Origin of the sequence: Sporosarcina ureae, from assembly GCF_002101375.1 — a bacterium.
Taxonomy (GTDB): Bacteria; Bacillota; Bacilli; order Bacillales_A; family Planococcaceae; genus Sporosarcina; species Sporosarcina ureae_B.
Genome location: NZ_CP015207.1, coordinates 369,070 through 386,086 on the forward strand (window position 1 = coordinate 369,070; position 17,017 = coordinate 386,086).

The 17,017-nt window shown below is 36.5% G+C and carries 13 protein-coding genes; 2 read left to right on the forward strand and 11 right to left on the reverse strand.

Annotated features, from left to right (window positions below):
• The first annotated feature begins 140 nt into the window (after positions 1-140).
• Complete coding sequence (locus SporoP8_RS01770) at positions 141-911, forward strand: LamB/YcsF family protein (RefSeq protein ID WP_198166050.1); 771 nt, start codon at positions 141-143, stop codon at positions 909-911.
• A gap of 402 nt (positions 912-1,313) precedes the next feature.
• Here the strand turns inward: SporoP8_RS01770 and SporoP8_RS01775 are convergent, their stop codons facing one another.
• The 10 genes from SporoP8_RS01775 to SporoP8_RS01820 form a co-directional block, all read right to left on the reverse strand.
• Positions 1,314-1,967, reverse strand: a complete 654-nt coding sequence (locus tag SporoP8_RS01775) for an endonuclease V (protein ID WP_157111278.1) — start codon at positions 1,965-1,967, stop codon at positions 1,314-1,316.
• A 1,172-nt stretch (positions 1,968-3,139) separates the two neighbouring features.
• On the reverse strand, positions 3,140-4,594 hold the full coding sequence (locus tag SporoP8_RS01780) for a WD40/YVTN/BNR-like repeat-containing protein (protein ID WP_085133526.1): 1,455 nt from the start codon (positions 4,592-4,594) through the stop codon (positions 3,140-3,142).
• A 176-nt stretch (positions 4,595-4,770) separates the two neighbouring features.
• Positions 4,771-5,061, reverse strand: a complete 291-nt coding sequence (locus tag SporoP8_RS01785) for an RNA polymerase alpha subunit C-terminal domain-containing protein (RefSeq protein WP_085130934.1) — start codon at positions 5,059-5,061, stop codon at positions 4,771-4,773.
• A 241-nt stretch (positions 5,062-5,302) separates the two neighbouring features.
• A complete protein-coding gene (locus tag SporoP8_RS01790) occupies positions 5,303-5,716 on the reverse strand; it encodes a VOC family protein (RefSeq protein WP_085130935.1) in 414 nt (137 codons plus the stop codon).
• Between the two features lie 150 nt (positions 5,717-5,866).
• Positions 5,867-6,250 (reverse strand): VOC family protein, encoded by a 384-nt coding sequence (locus SporoP8_RS01795; RefSeq protein WP_085130936.1) that lies wholly within the window; start codon positions 6,248-6,250, stop codon positions 5,867-5,869.
• Between the two features lie 472 nt (positions 6,251-6,722).
• On the reverse strand, positions 6,723-7,010 hold the full coding sequence (locus SporoP8_RS01800) for a TIGR04104 family putative zinc finger protein (RefSeq protein WP_085130937.1): 288 nt from the start codon (positions 7,008-7,010) through the stop codon (positions 6,723-6,725).
• 72 nt (positions 7,011-7,082) lie between these two features.
• On the reverse strand, positions 7,083-7,643 hold the full coding sequence (locus SporoP8_RS01805; RefSeq protein ID WP_085130938.1) for a class I SAM-dependent methyltransferase: 561 nt from the start codon (positions 7,641-7,643) through the stop codon (positions 7,083-7,085).
• A gap of 122 nt (positions 7,644-7,765) precedes the next feature.
• Positions 7,766-9,901, reverse strand: coding sequence for a DEAD/DEAH box helicase (locus SporoP8_RS01810; protein ID WP_085130939.1), 2,136 nt, complete (start codon positions 9,899-9,901; stop codon positions 7,766-7,768).
• An 8-nt stretch (positions 9,902-9,909) separates the two neighbouring features.
• A complete protein-coding gene (locus SporoP8_RS01815) occupies positions 9,910-11,220 on the reverse strand; it encodes an ATP-binding protein (protein ID WP_085130940.1) in 1,311 nt (436 codons plus the stop codon).
• A 307-nt stretch (positions 11,221-11,527) separates the two neighbouring features.
• The gene (locus tag SporoP8_RS01820; protein ID WP_085130941.1) at positions 11,528-14,404 is read right to left on the reverse strand and encodes a TerB N-terminal domain-containing protein; all 2,877 of its coding nucleotides are present in this window, start codon (positions 14,402-14,404) and stop codon (positions 11,528-11,530) included.
• 1,230 nt (positions 14,405-15,634) lie between these two features.
• Here SporoP8_RS01820 and SporoP8_RS01830 point away from each other — a divergent pair.
• A complete protein-coding gene (locus SporoP8_RS01830) occupies positions 15,635-16,063 on the forward strand; it encodes a HEAT repeat domain-containing protein (protein ID WP_085130943.1) in 429 nt (142 codons plus the stop codon).
• 169 nt (positions 16,064-16,232) lie between these two features.
• Here SporoP8_RS01830 and SporoP8_RS01835 read toward each other — a convergent pair whose 3' ends face one another.
• Positions 16,233-16,943, reverse strand: a complete 711-nt coding sequence (locus SporoP8_RS01835) for an endonuclease V (protein WP_085133527.1) — start codon at positions 16,941-16,943, stop codon at positions 16,233-16,235.
• Between the last annotated feature and the right edge of the window lie 74 nt (positions 16,944-17,017).

Consider the following 17,017-nt stretch of genomic DNA (forward strand, 5'->3'; position numbering starts at 1 on the left):
TGTTCCTGCTTTTTTAGTCTTGTCTTTTGCTTTATTTTGTAACGTAAAAATTTGTGCAAACAATTTACTGTATTGGTTTTTATTTCGTGAGCTAATTGTCATTCAATTTATTGAAATGTCTAGTAGAAAGGAAGTTAGTGATGAAGTACATTGATTTAAACTGTGATATGGGCGAAAGTTTTGGCGCTTATAAATTAGGTAATGACGAAGAAGTAATTGAACTAATCTCATCTGCTAATATTGCTTGTGGTTTTCACGCAGGTGACCCAAATGTGATGGATAGAACTGTTAAAATGGCAAAAAAACATGGTGTAGGTATTGGTGTTCATATGGGTTATCCTGATTTACTAGGATTTGGCCGTCGTGATATTGATATCGCCAAAGATGATCTAGTCAATTACATTATTTATCAAATTGGTGCATTACAGGCGTTTTGCAAAAAACATGGTGTAGAAATACAACATATTAAGTCACATGGAAGTATGGGTAATATGTCATATGTAAACCATACAGTAGCAGATGCTGTCACAGATGCAATATTACACATAGTACCTAACACAAAATTGTTTGTAATTGCAAATACAGTTATTCATAAACTAGCTGTCGAAAAAGGTATTGCTGTTGTTCACGAGGTATTTGCGGATCGCACGTATACAAATGACGGTACACTTGTTTCCCGGAAACAAGAAGGCGCAGTCATTAAGGATCCAGAAAAAGCCGCGGAACAGGTTTTACAAATGGTTTTAGAAGGTAACGTTACTACAATCGACGGTAATATTATCGATATGAGCGCTGACAGTATTTGTGTTCACGGTGATACCCAAGGGGCACTTGAAATCATTAGATGTGTAAAATCAAAACTTGAAGAAAATAACGTTATAATTGCCCCAGTAGGTACATGGTTAAAATAATATTTTAATAAATGATACAAAAATTAAAGGCTATTTAAATTAATTTCAATAAAATTAAAATGATATTCCTGAACTAATTGGGAATGTCATTTTTATTTCCATTAAGTATTTCAAGTCTTTCTCATGTTATAGTTTTTATTTTTGGAATGGTTGTTTTAACGGATAAAATTAATGTAGCGGATTTAAATAATTGGGATTGCGGAGTATTACGGACAGAATAAGCAACTAGTGCGGAGTTTTGAGCTGGCCAATACGGGCATGAAAGCCAGCGACCAGATAGAAACAGCAATTGAGCAGGTGGGAGCGATTAGCACCCGATCTCTCATCCCACCTAACGTACCGTTCTTTATATGACAGTTTGATTAAGACTTATGATGCAAAATTTCATAACGAGATACTAATTCAAGATTTCTTGTTTCGTAAGTGACCTCTATTTCTCTTTGTTGCCAAATCGGCCAGTCTAACTGGTATGGGTAATCGACTTTCACCATTTATTAATTCCTCAGTAATAGTTGTTGCTGTTGGTAAGTCTATATAGTTCCCACATGAAATGAATATAGGTTTGACGTCTTGATGTGTTCGTAAAACTCTGCCGTATATTTCCTTATTTATAATTATATCTACATAAGAACCTACCCTACTTTCAGGCATTTCAAATTCGGCATCAGCTATTTTCAAGTAACTTTTAGCAATGCCGATGGTTGGTTTATTCAGAAAGAATGAAGCATGTGTTGCGATTCCCATATGCCTTGGATGCAAATAGCCATTGCCATCAAACATAAATAGATCTGGTGCGTGTGTAAGCTTTTTGGCCGCGCTAATAACTAGGGGAAGTTCCCGAAACGCCAAATATCCTGGTATATAAGGGACTGCGATAATTCCTGCGCTATTTGTTTCTTCAATAACCGCTTTTGTAACATAATCTATGACGATTATGCTACAAACACCCCATTCATTTCCTTCATCCTCCCAGTAAGCTACATCCACACCTGCAATGAACTTGATATCAGTAGCAGCCATTCTGTTGACCATACTAACTTCTTCTTTTAAACACATTTGAATTGCATTCCATTTCTTATTGTCGACTGATAGTGGATGGACATTCTGAATGTATATTTTCATTCTCCTCAATGATTAAATTTGCTCAATAGAATTTACTCTCCATTGTCTAACTCAACCAATTAATTGGCATTATTTTAAGACCAAGTTATAAATCAATAGTGTTGACTTCAATAAAAGTCTTCTGTAGGACTTCCTCGCTTAACTCACCCTATTGTTTTATAAATGATTGTTTAGCTCAAAATTCTGTTGGCAATCAACTAAGGTGGTTTTCTCCTTAAAATCATTCTTTCGTGGAGTACTCGCCGTGTAAACATTCGCAGTTCCTGCAGCTATGCTGACAATATGTTCGTTGACATGCATATATATACTCACCTTATTTTATTGAATGAAACTGGTTGTCCGATTCAGTCATTTTACGCACTATCAATAACTTGAAACATTTGTATTAAAAAGCGATAATGTTGCGCACGACCAGCAATGCACCGAACACTCTCATGATTTTTTCTTTTTATCTCTCCCCTTCTATTCTAACTCTGTTCTAGGCAGGTTACCGTCTATGTTTGGCAGTGCACAGACGGGAAAAACGGAAAAAACTTTCAAAGTTAGGATAAATATCTACAGAAAAAGAAGTATGTATTCCTACTCTAGTAAATTCATACTTCGTTAATTCGTTTTCTATTTTCTTTACATATCCTTACTAGCCATTTACCGCTATTTTCACCCAGACAACGTATAATGATAGAAGAAGGAGTATTTTTTGTTAAAAAAGAGGTGCAATTACGCTTAAAAGTTTGAAACAATATTTCCTAGGCAATATGAAACATAAAAAACAAGTCAATTATACCTCTAGATGGTGTGAGTGTTTGGAAGCAGTTAAAATACTATCAAATTTTCAACATGACAAAGTCATAAATTTATTAAAAAATCCTACGCGCAAGGTGTAGAATCTATGAACTGGGTAGAAAAATGTTGGGCAAAGCTGTACTCCATAGTTTTACGATGTATGAAGGATCATCATTCCCTCCGCTTGCGGAGAGTATAGCTATTTTATCTTACGATGCGGTTCTTCTAAACTACTAGTAATATCGATTGAAGTTTCACGGTAGACACTAAAAGGACCACTGATATTATTATATTTTCAAATTGAAAATATTCATTTTATAAGCCTATTTACTCTCAACCTCTTGTACATACTCCCAAGTTTCACCGTGATCATTTGATTGATAAAGTCCACTACTATTCCCATTGTAATCACCATCCGATCCTTGCCCAATTAACATAGTAAGAACCCCATCTTTTTCAAAAGGCAGACCTGGAAAATCAAATGGATTTATAGATTGTCCACTATCTAACTTCATTTCCTGCATGGTGTAACTTACCTCTTCGAAAGATATCCCTCCATCATTTGTGCGGAATAGTACTCCTTCAGTACCAGAAGGTCTTGCTGCCCTTAAAAATCCAAGTTCCTCATTAATAAAAGTGATTCCTGCTGCACTACCAACTGTTCCATTGAATGGATTTTGATTGATAACCGTCCAAGTTTTCCCGCCGTCACTCGTCTTTCTGAGTGAATATAAAGTACTTCCTAATGCTTTATCCGCAACATCTAATATATATCCTACTTCATTTGAGAGATAAAACTGTTCATTGGTATTAGGTATTTCTTGCCGATCATCTTCAAAACTATCTTGATATTGAATCGTATTTGACTGACTCCAATCTGGGTCACCAATTACATTATATCTAGCAGGTATGATCTCTTTCTCTTTTCCAGGGACAAAAATAGATACCGTATAGCCAATTATTTCAGATGTAGTTTTTGTAGGAGTCTGCTCCATACCATTCTCATCCATGTGTATAATCCCCTCAGTATTGTAGCCCCAATTTCTTTTCCCGTAATAAACTAACCCATACGTATGTTCATTCCACATATCCACTGTCTGCTTCACTGGAATAACCTTAACCGTTCTAATTAGAGGTTCCACTAGCTTTTCCTCATTATAATCGGCATGTAGATATCCGTTTAATCTTACAGTAATAGTAGACGCCTTATTTTGATCATAAGTGATTAGGTAACTTTCCTCTTCCCCATCAGCATTTTCCCCATAAACAAAAGTATCAAATGATGTGATGGTTCCATCCTGATTAAATTTAAGATGAAAATCACTTTCCATATATAATTTCTTCGGCAAAGCATATTCTTTATTTATATCTTTAAAAATCCCTTCTACTCCATCCATATAGATGTTGTTATGTTCAAACTCAACTGAAGCTTCATTTTTTAATCTATCAATAAACCAAGCAAGTTCGCCTCCGAAATTTGTTGCACTTTTATAAATCTTCATTCCATAAAATATTGTAATGCTCATGATCATTACAACAGAAACGTATTTCCATGCCTTCAAATTAATCATTTTTTTGGGTTCAAGTTCTTTAGCTTTTACAATTTTCATTGTAGAAAATGCAATTATAGAAGTTAAAAGTACTATAGATATTAATAAAATAGGAACAGTATGATTTATTCTTCCATACATACAGAGTAAAGCTAATTCATAACAAAAAATCCAATATACAATTAGGAATAGTGGATTTGTTAATAATGATATTAATATCTTTTTTATATTCCCTCTAAATATGTAAACCACTCCTAACCAAAGTTCATAGACACTTTCACTTATTTTGAGTGTACTTTATTTCGCATGTTTCTTGTCTATTAGTCTATTGATTAATGTAGGCGAAATCCTTATTGAACAATTGTCCCTGAATATTGAGTTCGTAATTAAAGTATAGCAAACTATTATCCTTTAAATGATAAACCTTTTTCTTCCAATGAAGTTCTCATAATAGGTAGGGAGGCTGGTCCAATACCATGGATTTTCAGAATTTCTCTTTCGGTGTACTTTGAGAGTTTTTGCAAAGTATCGATTCCCCCATGAACTAAGGCATTTCTGGCTGGTGAACTTAGTTTCGAAAGGAATCCACTTTCAGGTTTATTCTCTTTATCGCAAGTAGGACAACTTTGGCAGTCACTACTTTTATAATACCTATGTCCTTTTTCACAAACCTTTAATTTTTTTTCAGCTTTCAAATAACCACTCCCAATATATATTGATTCAATGTTAATATATTATTTTTCTATACTTAGTTATACAATCCCGTAAACACTCTCAATGTCCCTATTAAAGAAACTTACTTCTTCTGTTTATATGTACTACTTTATAATATCAATTAGCGTTACTTAAGAACCTGTTCCGATTACTGAATAGGCTACCGATCTCTTATACAAAATTACACCCGATAAATTGATAAGAAATTCTGCTTTCTATTTCTTACCCCTTCGGCATCATGCTCATATCCATATACAACACATTCCAACGGTGACCATCTAGATCAGCAAAACCGCACCCATACATCCAACCTTGGTTCTCTGAAGGTTCACCAAAAATCGTGCCTCCAGCCATTACAGCCCTCTTTGCTATTTCATCTACTTCTTCTTTACTCCCTGCATCTATGGAAAATAATACTTCGGTAGCTTGTTTTGTATCGACAATTTCATGTTTTGTGAAGTTTTTAAAAGTGGAAACAGGAAAAAGCATTACGATAGCATTACTCTCTCCGATGACTAATTGCACTTGATCGCTGTCACCAGGTAGTGTATTCGTCGAAAATCCAAGTTTGCTATAAAACTCTTTTGATCTATTTATATCTTCAACTGGTAAATTGACCCAAAAGTTTTTAACCATAATTATTTCTCCTTTTTAAATTTATTTTTACTTTTCAGTATATTTTCCAGTAAGATATAAATACCTCCTTTTACTAACTGTACCTAATTTCCAAGTAAATTAATTGAAATGATTCCGAAATACCACTTTTATGCGACGTGCTACTAGTAGTTATTTACTCTTTTCCATAACCGCAAAATAATTTTGTTCGCTATCGGCAAAATTGAATACTTTTCCGGAAGGCATAGTTACAATTTCTCCGACTGTGATATTTTTATTTGATAGGGTGCTATGCAACTTATCGAGATCTTCCGAGAAAAACATTAATGAAGGTGTACCAAGATTCAATTCTGGCTGCATTTCAGAAATTATTGCCTTATTGTGAAGTATAATGCTTGTTTCGGCTTCCTTTGTTGGTGCAATTTCAATCCATCTCATTCCTTGACCGTTATCTTCATCTGTTATTATGATAAACCCTACTTTTTCTATCCAAAAATCCACCGCATCATCTTGGTTGTTGACATACAACATAACTTGACCGATTTTATTAATCATTTTCTTCTCCCCTTATCAATAATTTATCGCTTATATTTATTGTTGGATTTAATTTGATATTTATACAAGCTATTGGCCTTATTACTAAAAGAGCATAAATCCTTCATGATACAATCGCATCCGGTACAGGACTACCCTTTGGAAAACGTTTATTTTTATGGTGAATGAAGGGAAAATCAGCTCAGGAAAATGACACATGCTTATAAGAATGATTATGTAATTTATCTGAATACAGAAGCATGGTTCTATGGCGGCGGATTGCAAACATTGAAAACCATGATTGGAGATACAAATTCATATTGGAATTAATAGATACACATTCCCTTATTTCATTTCGCTATTTATTGCCTAACGTGACTATATAAAGAAAAACCATCTAAAGCGATCGGGGTATATCCTTTTCCAATAGATGGTTTTTTCTGTGTAACCAGTTGAATAGCGCTGAAACCTGGCGTATTAAACAATCTCAGCATTACCCTATGTATTTCTCTTGGCTACTTAACTTCACTAAAAACGGATATAGAATGATAACCAAAATGAATAAACTAGGGAATAAGCTAAGTATTATAGCTTCTGGCACCTCAAAGAACATTTGAATAATCAGTTGCAATAAAACAATCGGAGTTAACATGCCAATTTCCCCTTTGGATTTTTGCGTTTGATATTGTTTTTCTTCGCAGTACGGGCAAGTAATGGCAGGGTTTAATGTGGCCGTCTTTTTTATTGTTTGTTTCCAACTCCACTGATTATTGCAATTTATGTAGGTATTACATTATTTTTCAAACCAGCTCGATTGCATTGAATACGCAATCGAGTCGATTTATATAGAATTTCACTTTCTACTAGTGGCTATAAACATCGATGCATCTTGATTTGCAAAAATCTGTTTCCCATGATAGAAGGTCTTACATGTAGTCGACGTAAATCCGACTTCGGCTAATATACTTTTTAGTGCATTATGCGAAAATCCACTATGAATTTTCGGATGATTGACTTGATCATTTTTGTCAAAGTCAACAATTATTAGCAGGCCATCATTTTGTAAAATGCTATACAGCTTTTGCAAAATTAATTTAGTATCGGGAATATGAAGAAGAACTAAAGAGAGTAACACGATGTCCGCTTTAAGTTCAGGCATGTCTTCGGTAAAATCTGAATACAGTACTTCGCAGTTAGTCATGCCTCTTGCCACAATCTTATCTGTTGCATCCTGTAATGCTTGTTTTGAAGAGTCCACGAGCAATATAGAATTTACTAAGTCCGTTAGTTCTAAACTAACTAAACCCGAACCGCTCCCATAGTCTACTAACCTTTTTGATTCACTACCTCGTAATAGTGGTCTTACTTCTTCAAGAATAACGTTAACCAATTCCATTCGTTTTTCCGTTTCCATACTTCACTCTCCACATAGCATAATATTAATTGATTATTGAACTTTAGGGATAATAGCCATTATATCTGCAAGCAATACGAATTGATTAATTTAGAAAAAACACTATAGTTGCAACTAGGTTTTCACTCTAAATCAATAACTCTAAACGAATAGGTAGCTAGGTACTCTTCCAATCCTTTCAGGTTTATTTTACTTATTACATGCAGTTCCTCCTGTATGTCTTTCGGTAAGTAAATAGAGAATTTAGACACAAACAGCTCATGTTCTTGTGTGATACGTACCAAATCTTCGATTACCCACTGTTTTTCTTGTGCTTGTCTAATTACTTCCGCTATATCACCGTTGAATCCATCGATATATACCCTTCCAACACCATCTCCTCTAATATTAAGACCTAATGAACGGAGCGCCCATATTAAGTTTTGCGTGTTTTTAGATCCTGTGTACGTATCGAATACGATTTCATGTTTAGTTCTCCAAAGAATTCGCTCATTCGGTTTTACACCATAATCATGATAAGCCTTTCTCATATCCTGCAATGTATATTCAGCAGTATCATTAAAATAATCAAATTGCTGATTGGAACACAAGATTTCAATCATTTTTTCACCAATACGATTATGGATTCCACCAGCTCCTCCACTATACATTGGCGGCTTACCACTAACCGACTTTTTAACATATATTTTATTCTTCTTGAAATCAATGCTGTTAATTTCCCATAACCTACCGGCAAGAATGATTGAGTCACCTATTTCAACCTTCGCACCCTTATCCACTGTACCTATGGTTTTTACTCCCTCCAGCACCGTGAAGACTTCTGGACTCATAAAGACCGCATAGAACTCCTTGCTTCTGAGTATTCTTTCCCCCTCGATGCCAACGATTAACTCGTTGCTCCCCTTAACTTTTTCAAGGTGGTCTTTCTCTAACATGTGATGAATAATTTGTTCTACCTTTTCTTGCTGCATGTTGTAGAAAATGTGATTGCCTTTAATGATCGATACGAGCTCTTCTAAGCCTCTCCCATTCGTTTCTTGGCAGATGGATATCAATTGATGGAATAATATGTCGTAAGGTGCTAGATACCCCGTAGCAGGCTCTATCCACTTCTCAAGCGCTAACTCCATTACTGCCAGCGATTGAAGCAAACTATCCTCTTCTGTTGTATACAACTGCAACATCTGATCCGCATCTTTTTTTCGCCCTGAGCGACCCAACCGCTGTTTCAAAGACGATACGGTAAATGTACTGTCTAACTGTACAACAATGTCTACATCCCCAATGTCAATACCTAACTCCAGTGAGCTAGTCGCAACAACACTTTTAGGTGTTGCGGATTCAACCATTGTCTTCTCCACGTATTCACGTTCTTTTTTATCAATGGATGAGTGATGTGCATAATACGTTTCACCAACACTATCTCTCTTCGCCAGTCGATTCAGAAACACCGTAGTTACTTCTACTTGACATCTTCTGTTGCAAAAGATAATGGTTTTATTATCTCTAGACACCTCTCGAATATCTTCAAATAACTCCACTGGTAGTCTCCTATCTTTCCCAGTTTCAAAATGCATCAGGTAATATTGGAGTTGTTTTTCACTCCCAGTTGTTTCAATAATTTCAACATTTTTCGTGTCTTTATAGTTCACCCATTCCTTAACAAGCTCAAAGTTATCGATAGTAGCGGACAGACCAATTATTCTTGGTCTTTGAATTGTGTACTGCTCAACCCTAGATAATAGTGAACGTAGTTGAACGCCGCGTTCCGAATTGATAAACGAGTGGATTTCATCAATGACTATAAACTCAATCCCTTTAAACAGGTTCCTGATATATTCCGTACGATTAATGAACAAACTTTCAACGGATTCAGGTGTGATTTGGAGAATGCCTGACGGATTTTTCACGAACTTGTTTTTCTGACTTTGACTGACGTCTCCATGCCATTTATGTATCGGAATGGAACTATACTCGCAAAGTTTTTCAATGCGTTCAAATTGGTTGTTTATCAAGGCTTTTAGAGGTGATATGTACAATACTTTTAACTGTTTTTCAGCATTTCCTTCGATAAGGGAGATTATCGGCAAAAAAGCCGCCTCCGTTTTACCAGAGGCAGTTGCAGACGAGAGAATAACATCTTTATTCGTCTCAATGATTATGGGTATTGTCTTATTTTGAATAGGTGTTAACTTATCCCATTTCATCTCCCAAATCTTCTTTTGCATTGTTTTGGAAAGTAGTTCGAATGATTGCATACGTATTCCTACCCTTCAGTTCTTGAGAAGCGAGAATTCACATTAGTAGGCTGTGGCTTCGATTCGTTCTCACCAAACAATTTTTCACGATCGTATTTTGGATTTTGATGAAGTATGTTTAATGCACCGATAAAGCTTCGAATAATGTCCCCAACAGTTAGGTTTTCTTCCGCACCGGGTCGAGAGTACTCCCCGCGTATAAAGTTCTGAATTTCATCACTCGTTACGGTAGTTGCATAACCATTATGAATGGCATGAATGTCTCTTAACTTTTCCAAGAGCACATAGGTTTCGTCATGTTTCAATGGCTTAATGGTGATAACCGGTTGTGTTAAGTCGCGGTATTCATTTGTTTCAAAGCGATTGGATTGGAGCCTTCTCTTTAAAGCGCCATAGCTGAACAACCCTCTACGTTCGTCCTCTAAGAATTCCGGTGTACCACCTATCGTGATATACAACCCCTCAACATTCCCTTGTAGCGTGTCGTTGTAAATCTTTAAAATCGTTTCATAGTTTTTCTCTCTAGTCTGAGGGTGTGTAATCTTATACAAGTTAATGGCTTCATCTAGATTAATGACCAATCCGGAATACCCAATTTGCTTTACGAACTGAGAAAACACCTTTATATACTCATAGTAATTAATGTCGTTGATGATTTCGCGAACACCCAAATCCTTACGTGCTTCCATTTTGGATGTGTATTCCCCACGAAGCCACCGAAGCGCTTGTCGTTGGATTTCATTATCATCTTCAACAAACCCTTTAAAGTATTGGGTTAGAATACGCGCAAAGTCGTAACCACCGACGAGTTCATCCATTTTAGATACGACATCAGTTATGGCTAACTCTACATCTTTAATGAAGGAAGGGTCGTCGAATGCAACAGATTCGTAATTTTTATCGAGTTGAACCTTCATTTGAATTTCGCTAATCCACTTGTCTAAAATGATCGGTAATGCGCCGCCTTGAGGGACAGTTGCTGTCGCCAAGTTTTTCATTAGTTCGGTGTATGTCGCGACCGCTTTGCCTTCCGTCCCGTACAATCGACGTTCAGGTGTGAAGTCTGCTTTCGCGACAACAAATTTCTCATTAAAAGCAGCTTGTTGGATTAGTGCTTGAATAAAACTCTTACCACTCCCAAAGGAGCCAATGAATAGTTTCATGAAGGACGACCCTTTTTTAATATTATCCAAGTCACTTAGGATTTGTTTAACTTCTTCATGTCGACCGACCATGATGTAATGCAACCCTCTGCTTGGTACGACGCCACCTCCTAGCGAGTTCAATATTGAGGTGGAATCTCTCTTTTTAATATCCATTTATTCAGTCTCCTTTAGCGTTTTAATACAATTTTAAATTCTAGTAGACTGCAATTGCTTTTGAGACCCAGAAAGTTAACCAATAGGTACTCATTTGCTTTATCGTCAAATTAACTTTCTATGCCTTCTAAATTGACTTCGCACTCTATTCACCAAGCTTCCACTTATACCTATCTCCTGTATGAATAACTTCCGCAACTATTCTCTAACCATCTCTATACAAGTCGACTTGATTTACAGTTATTCCAATAGATTCAAAAAATTCTATTATCTCAATTTGTTTTTCTATCAATAAATCTTTTAATATTTATTCCGTTCCCTTTAGCGTTAATATACACTGTTCATATTCTTCGTAGACCGCGATTTCTCGATCTTGAGACTCAAGGAAGTTATCTCCGAGGTATTCATTGGCTTTTTCGTTAATTTCACTGATAAACATACCTAACATGATGCCCCTTTGCTTTAAGAAATAGTTGGCTGTGTTTTGATCATAAACCCCATTATCAAATTGAACCAAGAATTCCTTTTCAATCACGGTAAGAGATTCAATGAAGTCTTCCTCTCCATCAACACTGCCTCCACCTCCTAGTGCAAAGAAGATATCCGAAGGGGTACTGTCTACACCCATAGGCGGTACTGTTTCATTTTCAGGATGTGTTTCACCAATTGATGATCGTTTCGCATCCCACGCCACTGGGTTATCCGCTTCCTCGGTATCTATTCGAGCATTCGTTGGTTCGGTGTTGGTTTCAGACTTAGTGCCTGTGTCTACTTCGGCGGTAAAACTTAAAGTACCATCCACTTCAGAATTTCTTTCATTGAATATCGCAATAAGTTCCTCTGTTTCTTCTTGAAAGGCTTTAATGTTAGCGCTATTGAATTCGATAACCGGTCTTTGTTCGGGTACAGGGATGTCTTCAGGCGGGGGCGGAACCTTTCCATATCCCTCTCTATTTTCTGCTTTTTGAACGACTTTAAATCGATTTGTCTTTTCCTTAACTACTGGTGTAAAGTGTTCAATCATCATTTCTTTAAACCCCTCCGGTAAGAACGATTCATCGACTTTTATTTGACGTTTCTCCCCCTTAAGTATTCTTGTTACATTTTCAGATAAACGGAACAAAGCAGTCACTTCATTGTTGATCCGTTCAGTAGGCAATATTCGTTTCGTTTGAACATGAAAAACGTCCGTTTCACGACCCATAACAGCACTAACATATAAGTGCTTAACGGTTCTTTCTTCCTGCATTTTAAAGTAGCGGTCGATTAACTGTTCTCCTTGCTCTTGGTACACACCCTGTAGTAGAGGGAAGCTCTCTTTAAAAACTCTATAAATTTTATTTTTGTGGTTAGTGAAAAACACAGTTTCTTTATAGTATTGAATATGAGATTTCCACTTAGTAAAGGAAATTCGCGCTAACTCGTTTTGTTTTTCCTTGAGTTGCTTATACAGTGGCGTCATGTAATAATCACTCGACGAGGATGTCCATTCTTCCATTAAGTCATTTTCACCGACCTCTCGTAACATATCAGCCGTCCAGCTACTTAAGTAAGTTCTCACCTTAGGAAGTCTTTCTACGTAGTTATCATGCAATCGAACGACCATGCTTATGTTGAATGCAGCCCTTTGATTAAAAGAGTAGTTCAATAGCTCATAGACAAACAAGATGATGTAGCTAAGGTCCACATCTGGGTATTTCCCATTTAACACTTGCTCTCTCCAGTAAAAGTACCACTTCTTTTGTTCTTTGTTCAAACTGTCAAAAGTCGTCCAATAGGCGTGTAACGGGATTTCCTTGCTTTTGACACCTCTTTTAGTTGCATATTCTAAGGAGTGCTTGATGAATCGGCTTCCATTGTGGGAATAACTTATTCCATACGAATTATTGTTTTTAGATGAACTCCCGCTTCTTATCAGTTCGATAGCCTTCAGTATCTCTCTAGGAGTGTCAATGTGCTTATATTTGTCTAGAATAACCGCGTCTTCATTGTAAAATCGTTGACTTGGTTTCGCAACGTTGATGTCTGGCATATTTGTTAACGAATCCTCAATCTTGCGTTTTAAATTAGAGGCTTGCAATAAAAAACCGTTTATAGGTACCGGGTCCATATTCATGGATGGTTCTTCATGGCGAATAGGAGGAGTTAATTCCGAAAGAATGAGTTCTTCCCCTTCTATATCTACACCCGCGGTCGCTACTGCTTCTCGTTTTCCTTTCGCTTCCTTATGAACCTTTGTCACAGCCACAGCATCATTCACTTTTTCTTCCATCACTTCCAGTACATCTATCTCAACATTTTCGATTACTTCATCCACTACTACTTCTTCAATATGCGGTGACAAAGAAGGATTGTTATCCATTGCGCTGGGTACAGCCTTTGTATCCGCAATTACTTTTTCTTCACAGTGAGTGTCTTCAGTAGAAGTCGGCATAGCTGCTTTAGCAAGTTGTAACTGTTGCACCTGTTTGAGTGTAGACACTAACTCTTGTATTTTCTTACTAGGATGCTCAGGTATTTTTTGTAACTGAACGGATGAGGATTCTTCCTCTTTTTTCAAATGCGTTCTGTTCTTATGTGCTTCCGAATACCTTGCTATCAGGTCAATCTCAGGTTTAGGTGCAACTGCCTTCTCCATTTCGTTTCTTTTTTCCACGTGGGAAGAAATAGCGTTTCCAGAACTGACTATTGGTTTTACAACGCTATGCGCTTCCGTAGGCTTTGTCGCCGAATCGCTCTTTAGCGCATAGTCTATTCCTTGTTCTTCCTCTATAGCTACATAAACAATTTGTTTTATATTTTTTTGCTCTTCCTTCTTTAAAGCTTCTTCTACAAGAGGATTGAGTGGACGTCCACTGGAAAACAGAACACTTTCCTTGTCTAGTCGGTCTTTAATCACCAAGTCATTCATCGTAATTTTGTTAGTGTCCTTTTTAACAGGGATGTCTTCCTTTACCTTCTTATTCAAGTTGTTTTTTTGTATTAACGGGTTGGATTCTAACTTATTGTGCCAATCTTTAATGAAAAACATATCTATCCACCCTAAGAGAATAGGGACAAACGTCCAACTAAGAAGTAGATACACCGAACCTTTTACGTATTTACGGTAGTAAAACGCATGTGCTCCAACTCCTCCTAAAAAAAAAGCCAGTATATAACCAATTTTTTTTGATTTATTATTCAAAACATCAACACCCTTTTACCATTTTTAGTCCAGTATACCTTTTCCCAGGCACTTTTAGTAGACAATAAGCCATTATTTCTAGTAATATGTCGTATATCTATAAGTAAATAGAAGGATTAAGATACAAACGATAATGGATCTATGTCAATATCCAATAACCTAATAAAAATTATCTAATGTCACGTCATCTGGAAAAAACTCCAAAATAAAACGTAAAGAACTTGTTACCAGCTCATAGCTGGGATAAGTGCTGTCATTGTTTAGAATAAACATATTTTGAAGTGCAAAATCACACTAAAACAAGTGCGATTATCGATTTAAGTGACCCCGAATTATTGGTTGTAGGTGTATATACAAAACATTCCCACACTTTTAGGGGTGAAATTTATATTCCTATTTTCATGTCCCTAAAATGATCATTCATGACGCCAAAACGACATTTCATGGTACTTGTATATATATTTAATCGAGTAAGAATATAATAGTACCACTGAATTAGAAAAGGGCGTATTGAGATATAAACATAAAAAACTCGGTAAAGAAAGATGGAAAAACGCCGGATTTTTGGGGACGAGCTAAGAGTAAGCTTACTCAAGACTTTAAAGATATGATCTACCGTCAATACTATAGCCAAGAAACGTTGCATATTTACTGTGAGTGTTCTAAGGATGAAAAGGTAACAGGATGGCTATCGCCTGCCCCTGTGTAAAAAGGGGTTTTGTAACTGTCAGTAGTCACATTATTGAATTACCATGCGATTGTAGTGGTGAAAATATACGGTGAACTAGAAGCCCTACTGGCAGGTCTTATGGAATATGAGCATCATATTGATATATTTAACGATAATGTAATAATCTATTCCGATATTGATCATATAAATCATATTTTCAACTATCAAGTAACACTCAAAATGACTATGCTGACTACGTTTTTAACTACGTTCAATTGGCACTATATGAAATCAGATGAAACAGAATATCAAAAAACCTTGATTCTCCAGGACTATGACACTGTTTGAAACTCCATCATATTTAACTATAGAGATGGCATGAGTCGAACCCATCTCCTAGAAAAGTTGCTGGAATGCAATTCACCTTAATGTAATCTGTTTTTATTTTACCTATACATCCTTACCAGCAATCCATCGCTATTTTCATGCAGACAACGTATAATAAGAAAAGCAGAAGAAGAATTCAATCTTCCTTTAGTTAAAAAAAGAGGTGCAATTACTTGAAACAATTTGAAACAGCATTACCCGAGCAGTATGAAACATTAAAAAAACAGGCCAATTATACGTCTAGCTGGCGAGATCGTTTGGAAGCAGTCAACATATTATCGGATTATCAACATGACAAAATCATAGATTTATTAAAAAATCGTATGCAGCATGATACTGTCCACCAGGTGCAAGTAGCTGCCTATGAAGCACTTACCGCATTTGGCGAGGTTGTAGAAAAGCCATCTCCTGCACGTTTTGATATTATCAAAAACACAGACAAGATCTTCCTTCGCGTCAAAAAGAGCTTGCCGAAGGACCATACGGTGGCAGACTTTGCGGATAAACTAAAACGGATGCGTGTAGATGTCTTTGATGCATATGAAGGCGACAAAGGTGTAGAATTTATGAATTGGTTAGAGGAACGTTGGGCAAAGCTGTAATACGTAGTTTTGTGATGTATAAAGGAAAGTCATTCTCTCCGTTTTTGGAGTGGATGGCTTTTTCTTATGTTACAGCGTGATTCGCCGAAACTGCTAAGATTGTATGATGTTCGTCTTTTTACATGGAGTTGGAGTTATGAAATTGGTTCATTCGTTTAATAAAAGTATTTCATTTATTATCCCGTAGCCGTCTTCTATTTTCCCTTGTTGCCAAATCTGCCAGCCTCACCGGTATGGGTAATCGACTTTCACTATTTAGTAATTCCTTAGTAATAGTAGTTGCTGTTGGTAAGTCTATATAGTTCCCACATGAAACAAATATAGGTTTTACATCTTGATGTGTCCGTAAAACCCTGCCGTATATCTCCCTATTTATGACTATCTCTACATACGAGCCTGCCCTATTTTCAGGCATTTCAAATTCGGCATTAGCTATTTTCAAGTAACTTTTGGCGATGCCGATAGTTGGTCTATTTAGAAAGAAAGAAGCATGAGTTGCGATTCCCATATTTCTCGGATGCAAATAACCATTGCCATCGAACATAAATAGATCTGGCGTAAATGTGAGCTTTTTGGCCGCTTCAATAACCAAGGGAAGCTCCCGAAATGCCAAATATCCTGGTAGATAAGGGACTGCGACAATTCCGGTGCTAGTTGTTTCTTCAATAACCGCCTTTGTAGCATAGTCCATGACGATTATGCTACAAACACCCCACTCAATTCCTTCATCCTCCCAGTAAGCTACATCGACGCCCGCAATGAACTTGATATCAGTAGCAGTCAATCTATTTACCATACTTATCTTTTCTTTTAAACAGGTTTGAATGGCATTCCATTTCTTTTTGTCGGTTGATAGCGGATGGATATCCTGTATGTTTATGTTCATTCCTCCTAGACGACTTAATTATCTAATTCTATCGAGAAATCGGTCAGCTTACTTTTATCCATAATATG

What these genes read in the sequence shown, in the direction of transcription:
- SporoP8_RS01770 (WP_198166050.1), top strand. Translation starts at nt 141, where the DNA reads ATGAAGTACATTGATTTAAACTGTGATATGGGCGAAAGTTTTGGCGCT.
- SporoP8_RS01775 (WP_157111278.1), bottom strand. Translation starts at nt 1,967, where the DNA reads ATGTGTTTAAAAGAAGAAGTTAGTATGGTCAACAGAATGGCTGCTACT.
- SporoP8_RS01790 (WP_085130935.1), bottom strand. Translation starts at nt 5,716, where the DNA reads ATGGTTAAAAACTTTTGGGTCAATTTACCAGTTGAAGATATAAATAGA.
- SporoP8_RS01795 (WP_085130936.1), bottom strand. Translation starts at nt 6,250, where the DNA reads ATGATTAATAAAATCGGTCAAGTTATGTTGTATGTCAACAACCAAGAT.
- SporoP8_RS01805 (WP_085130938.1), bottom strand. Translation starts at nt 7,643, where the DNA reads ATGGAAACGGAAAAACGAATGGAATTGGTTAACGTTATTCTTGAAGAA.
- SporoP8_RS01810 (WP_085130939.1), bottom strand. Translation starts at nt 9,901, where the DNA reads ATGCAATCATTCGAACTACTTTCCAAAACAATGCAAAAGAAGATTTGG.
- SporoP8_RS01815 (WP_085130940.1), bottom strand. Translation starts at nt 11,220, where the DNA reads ATGGATATTAAAAAGAGAGATTCCACCTCAATATTGAACTCGCTAGGA.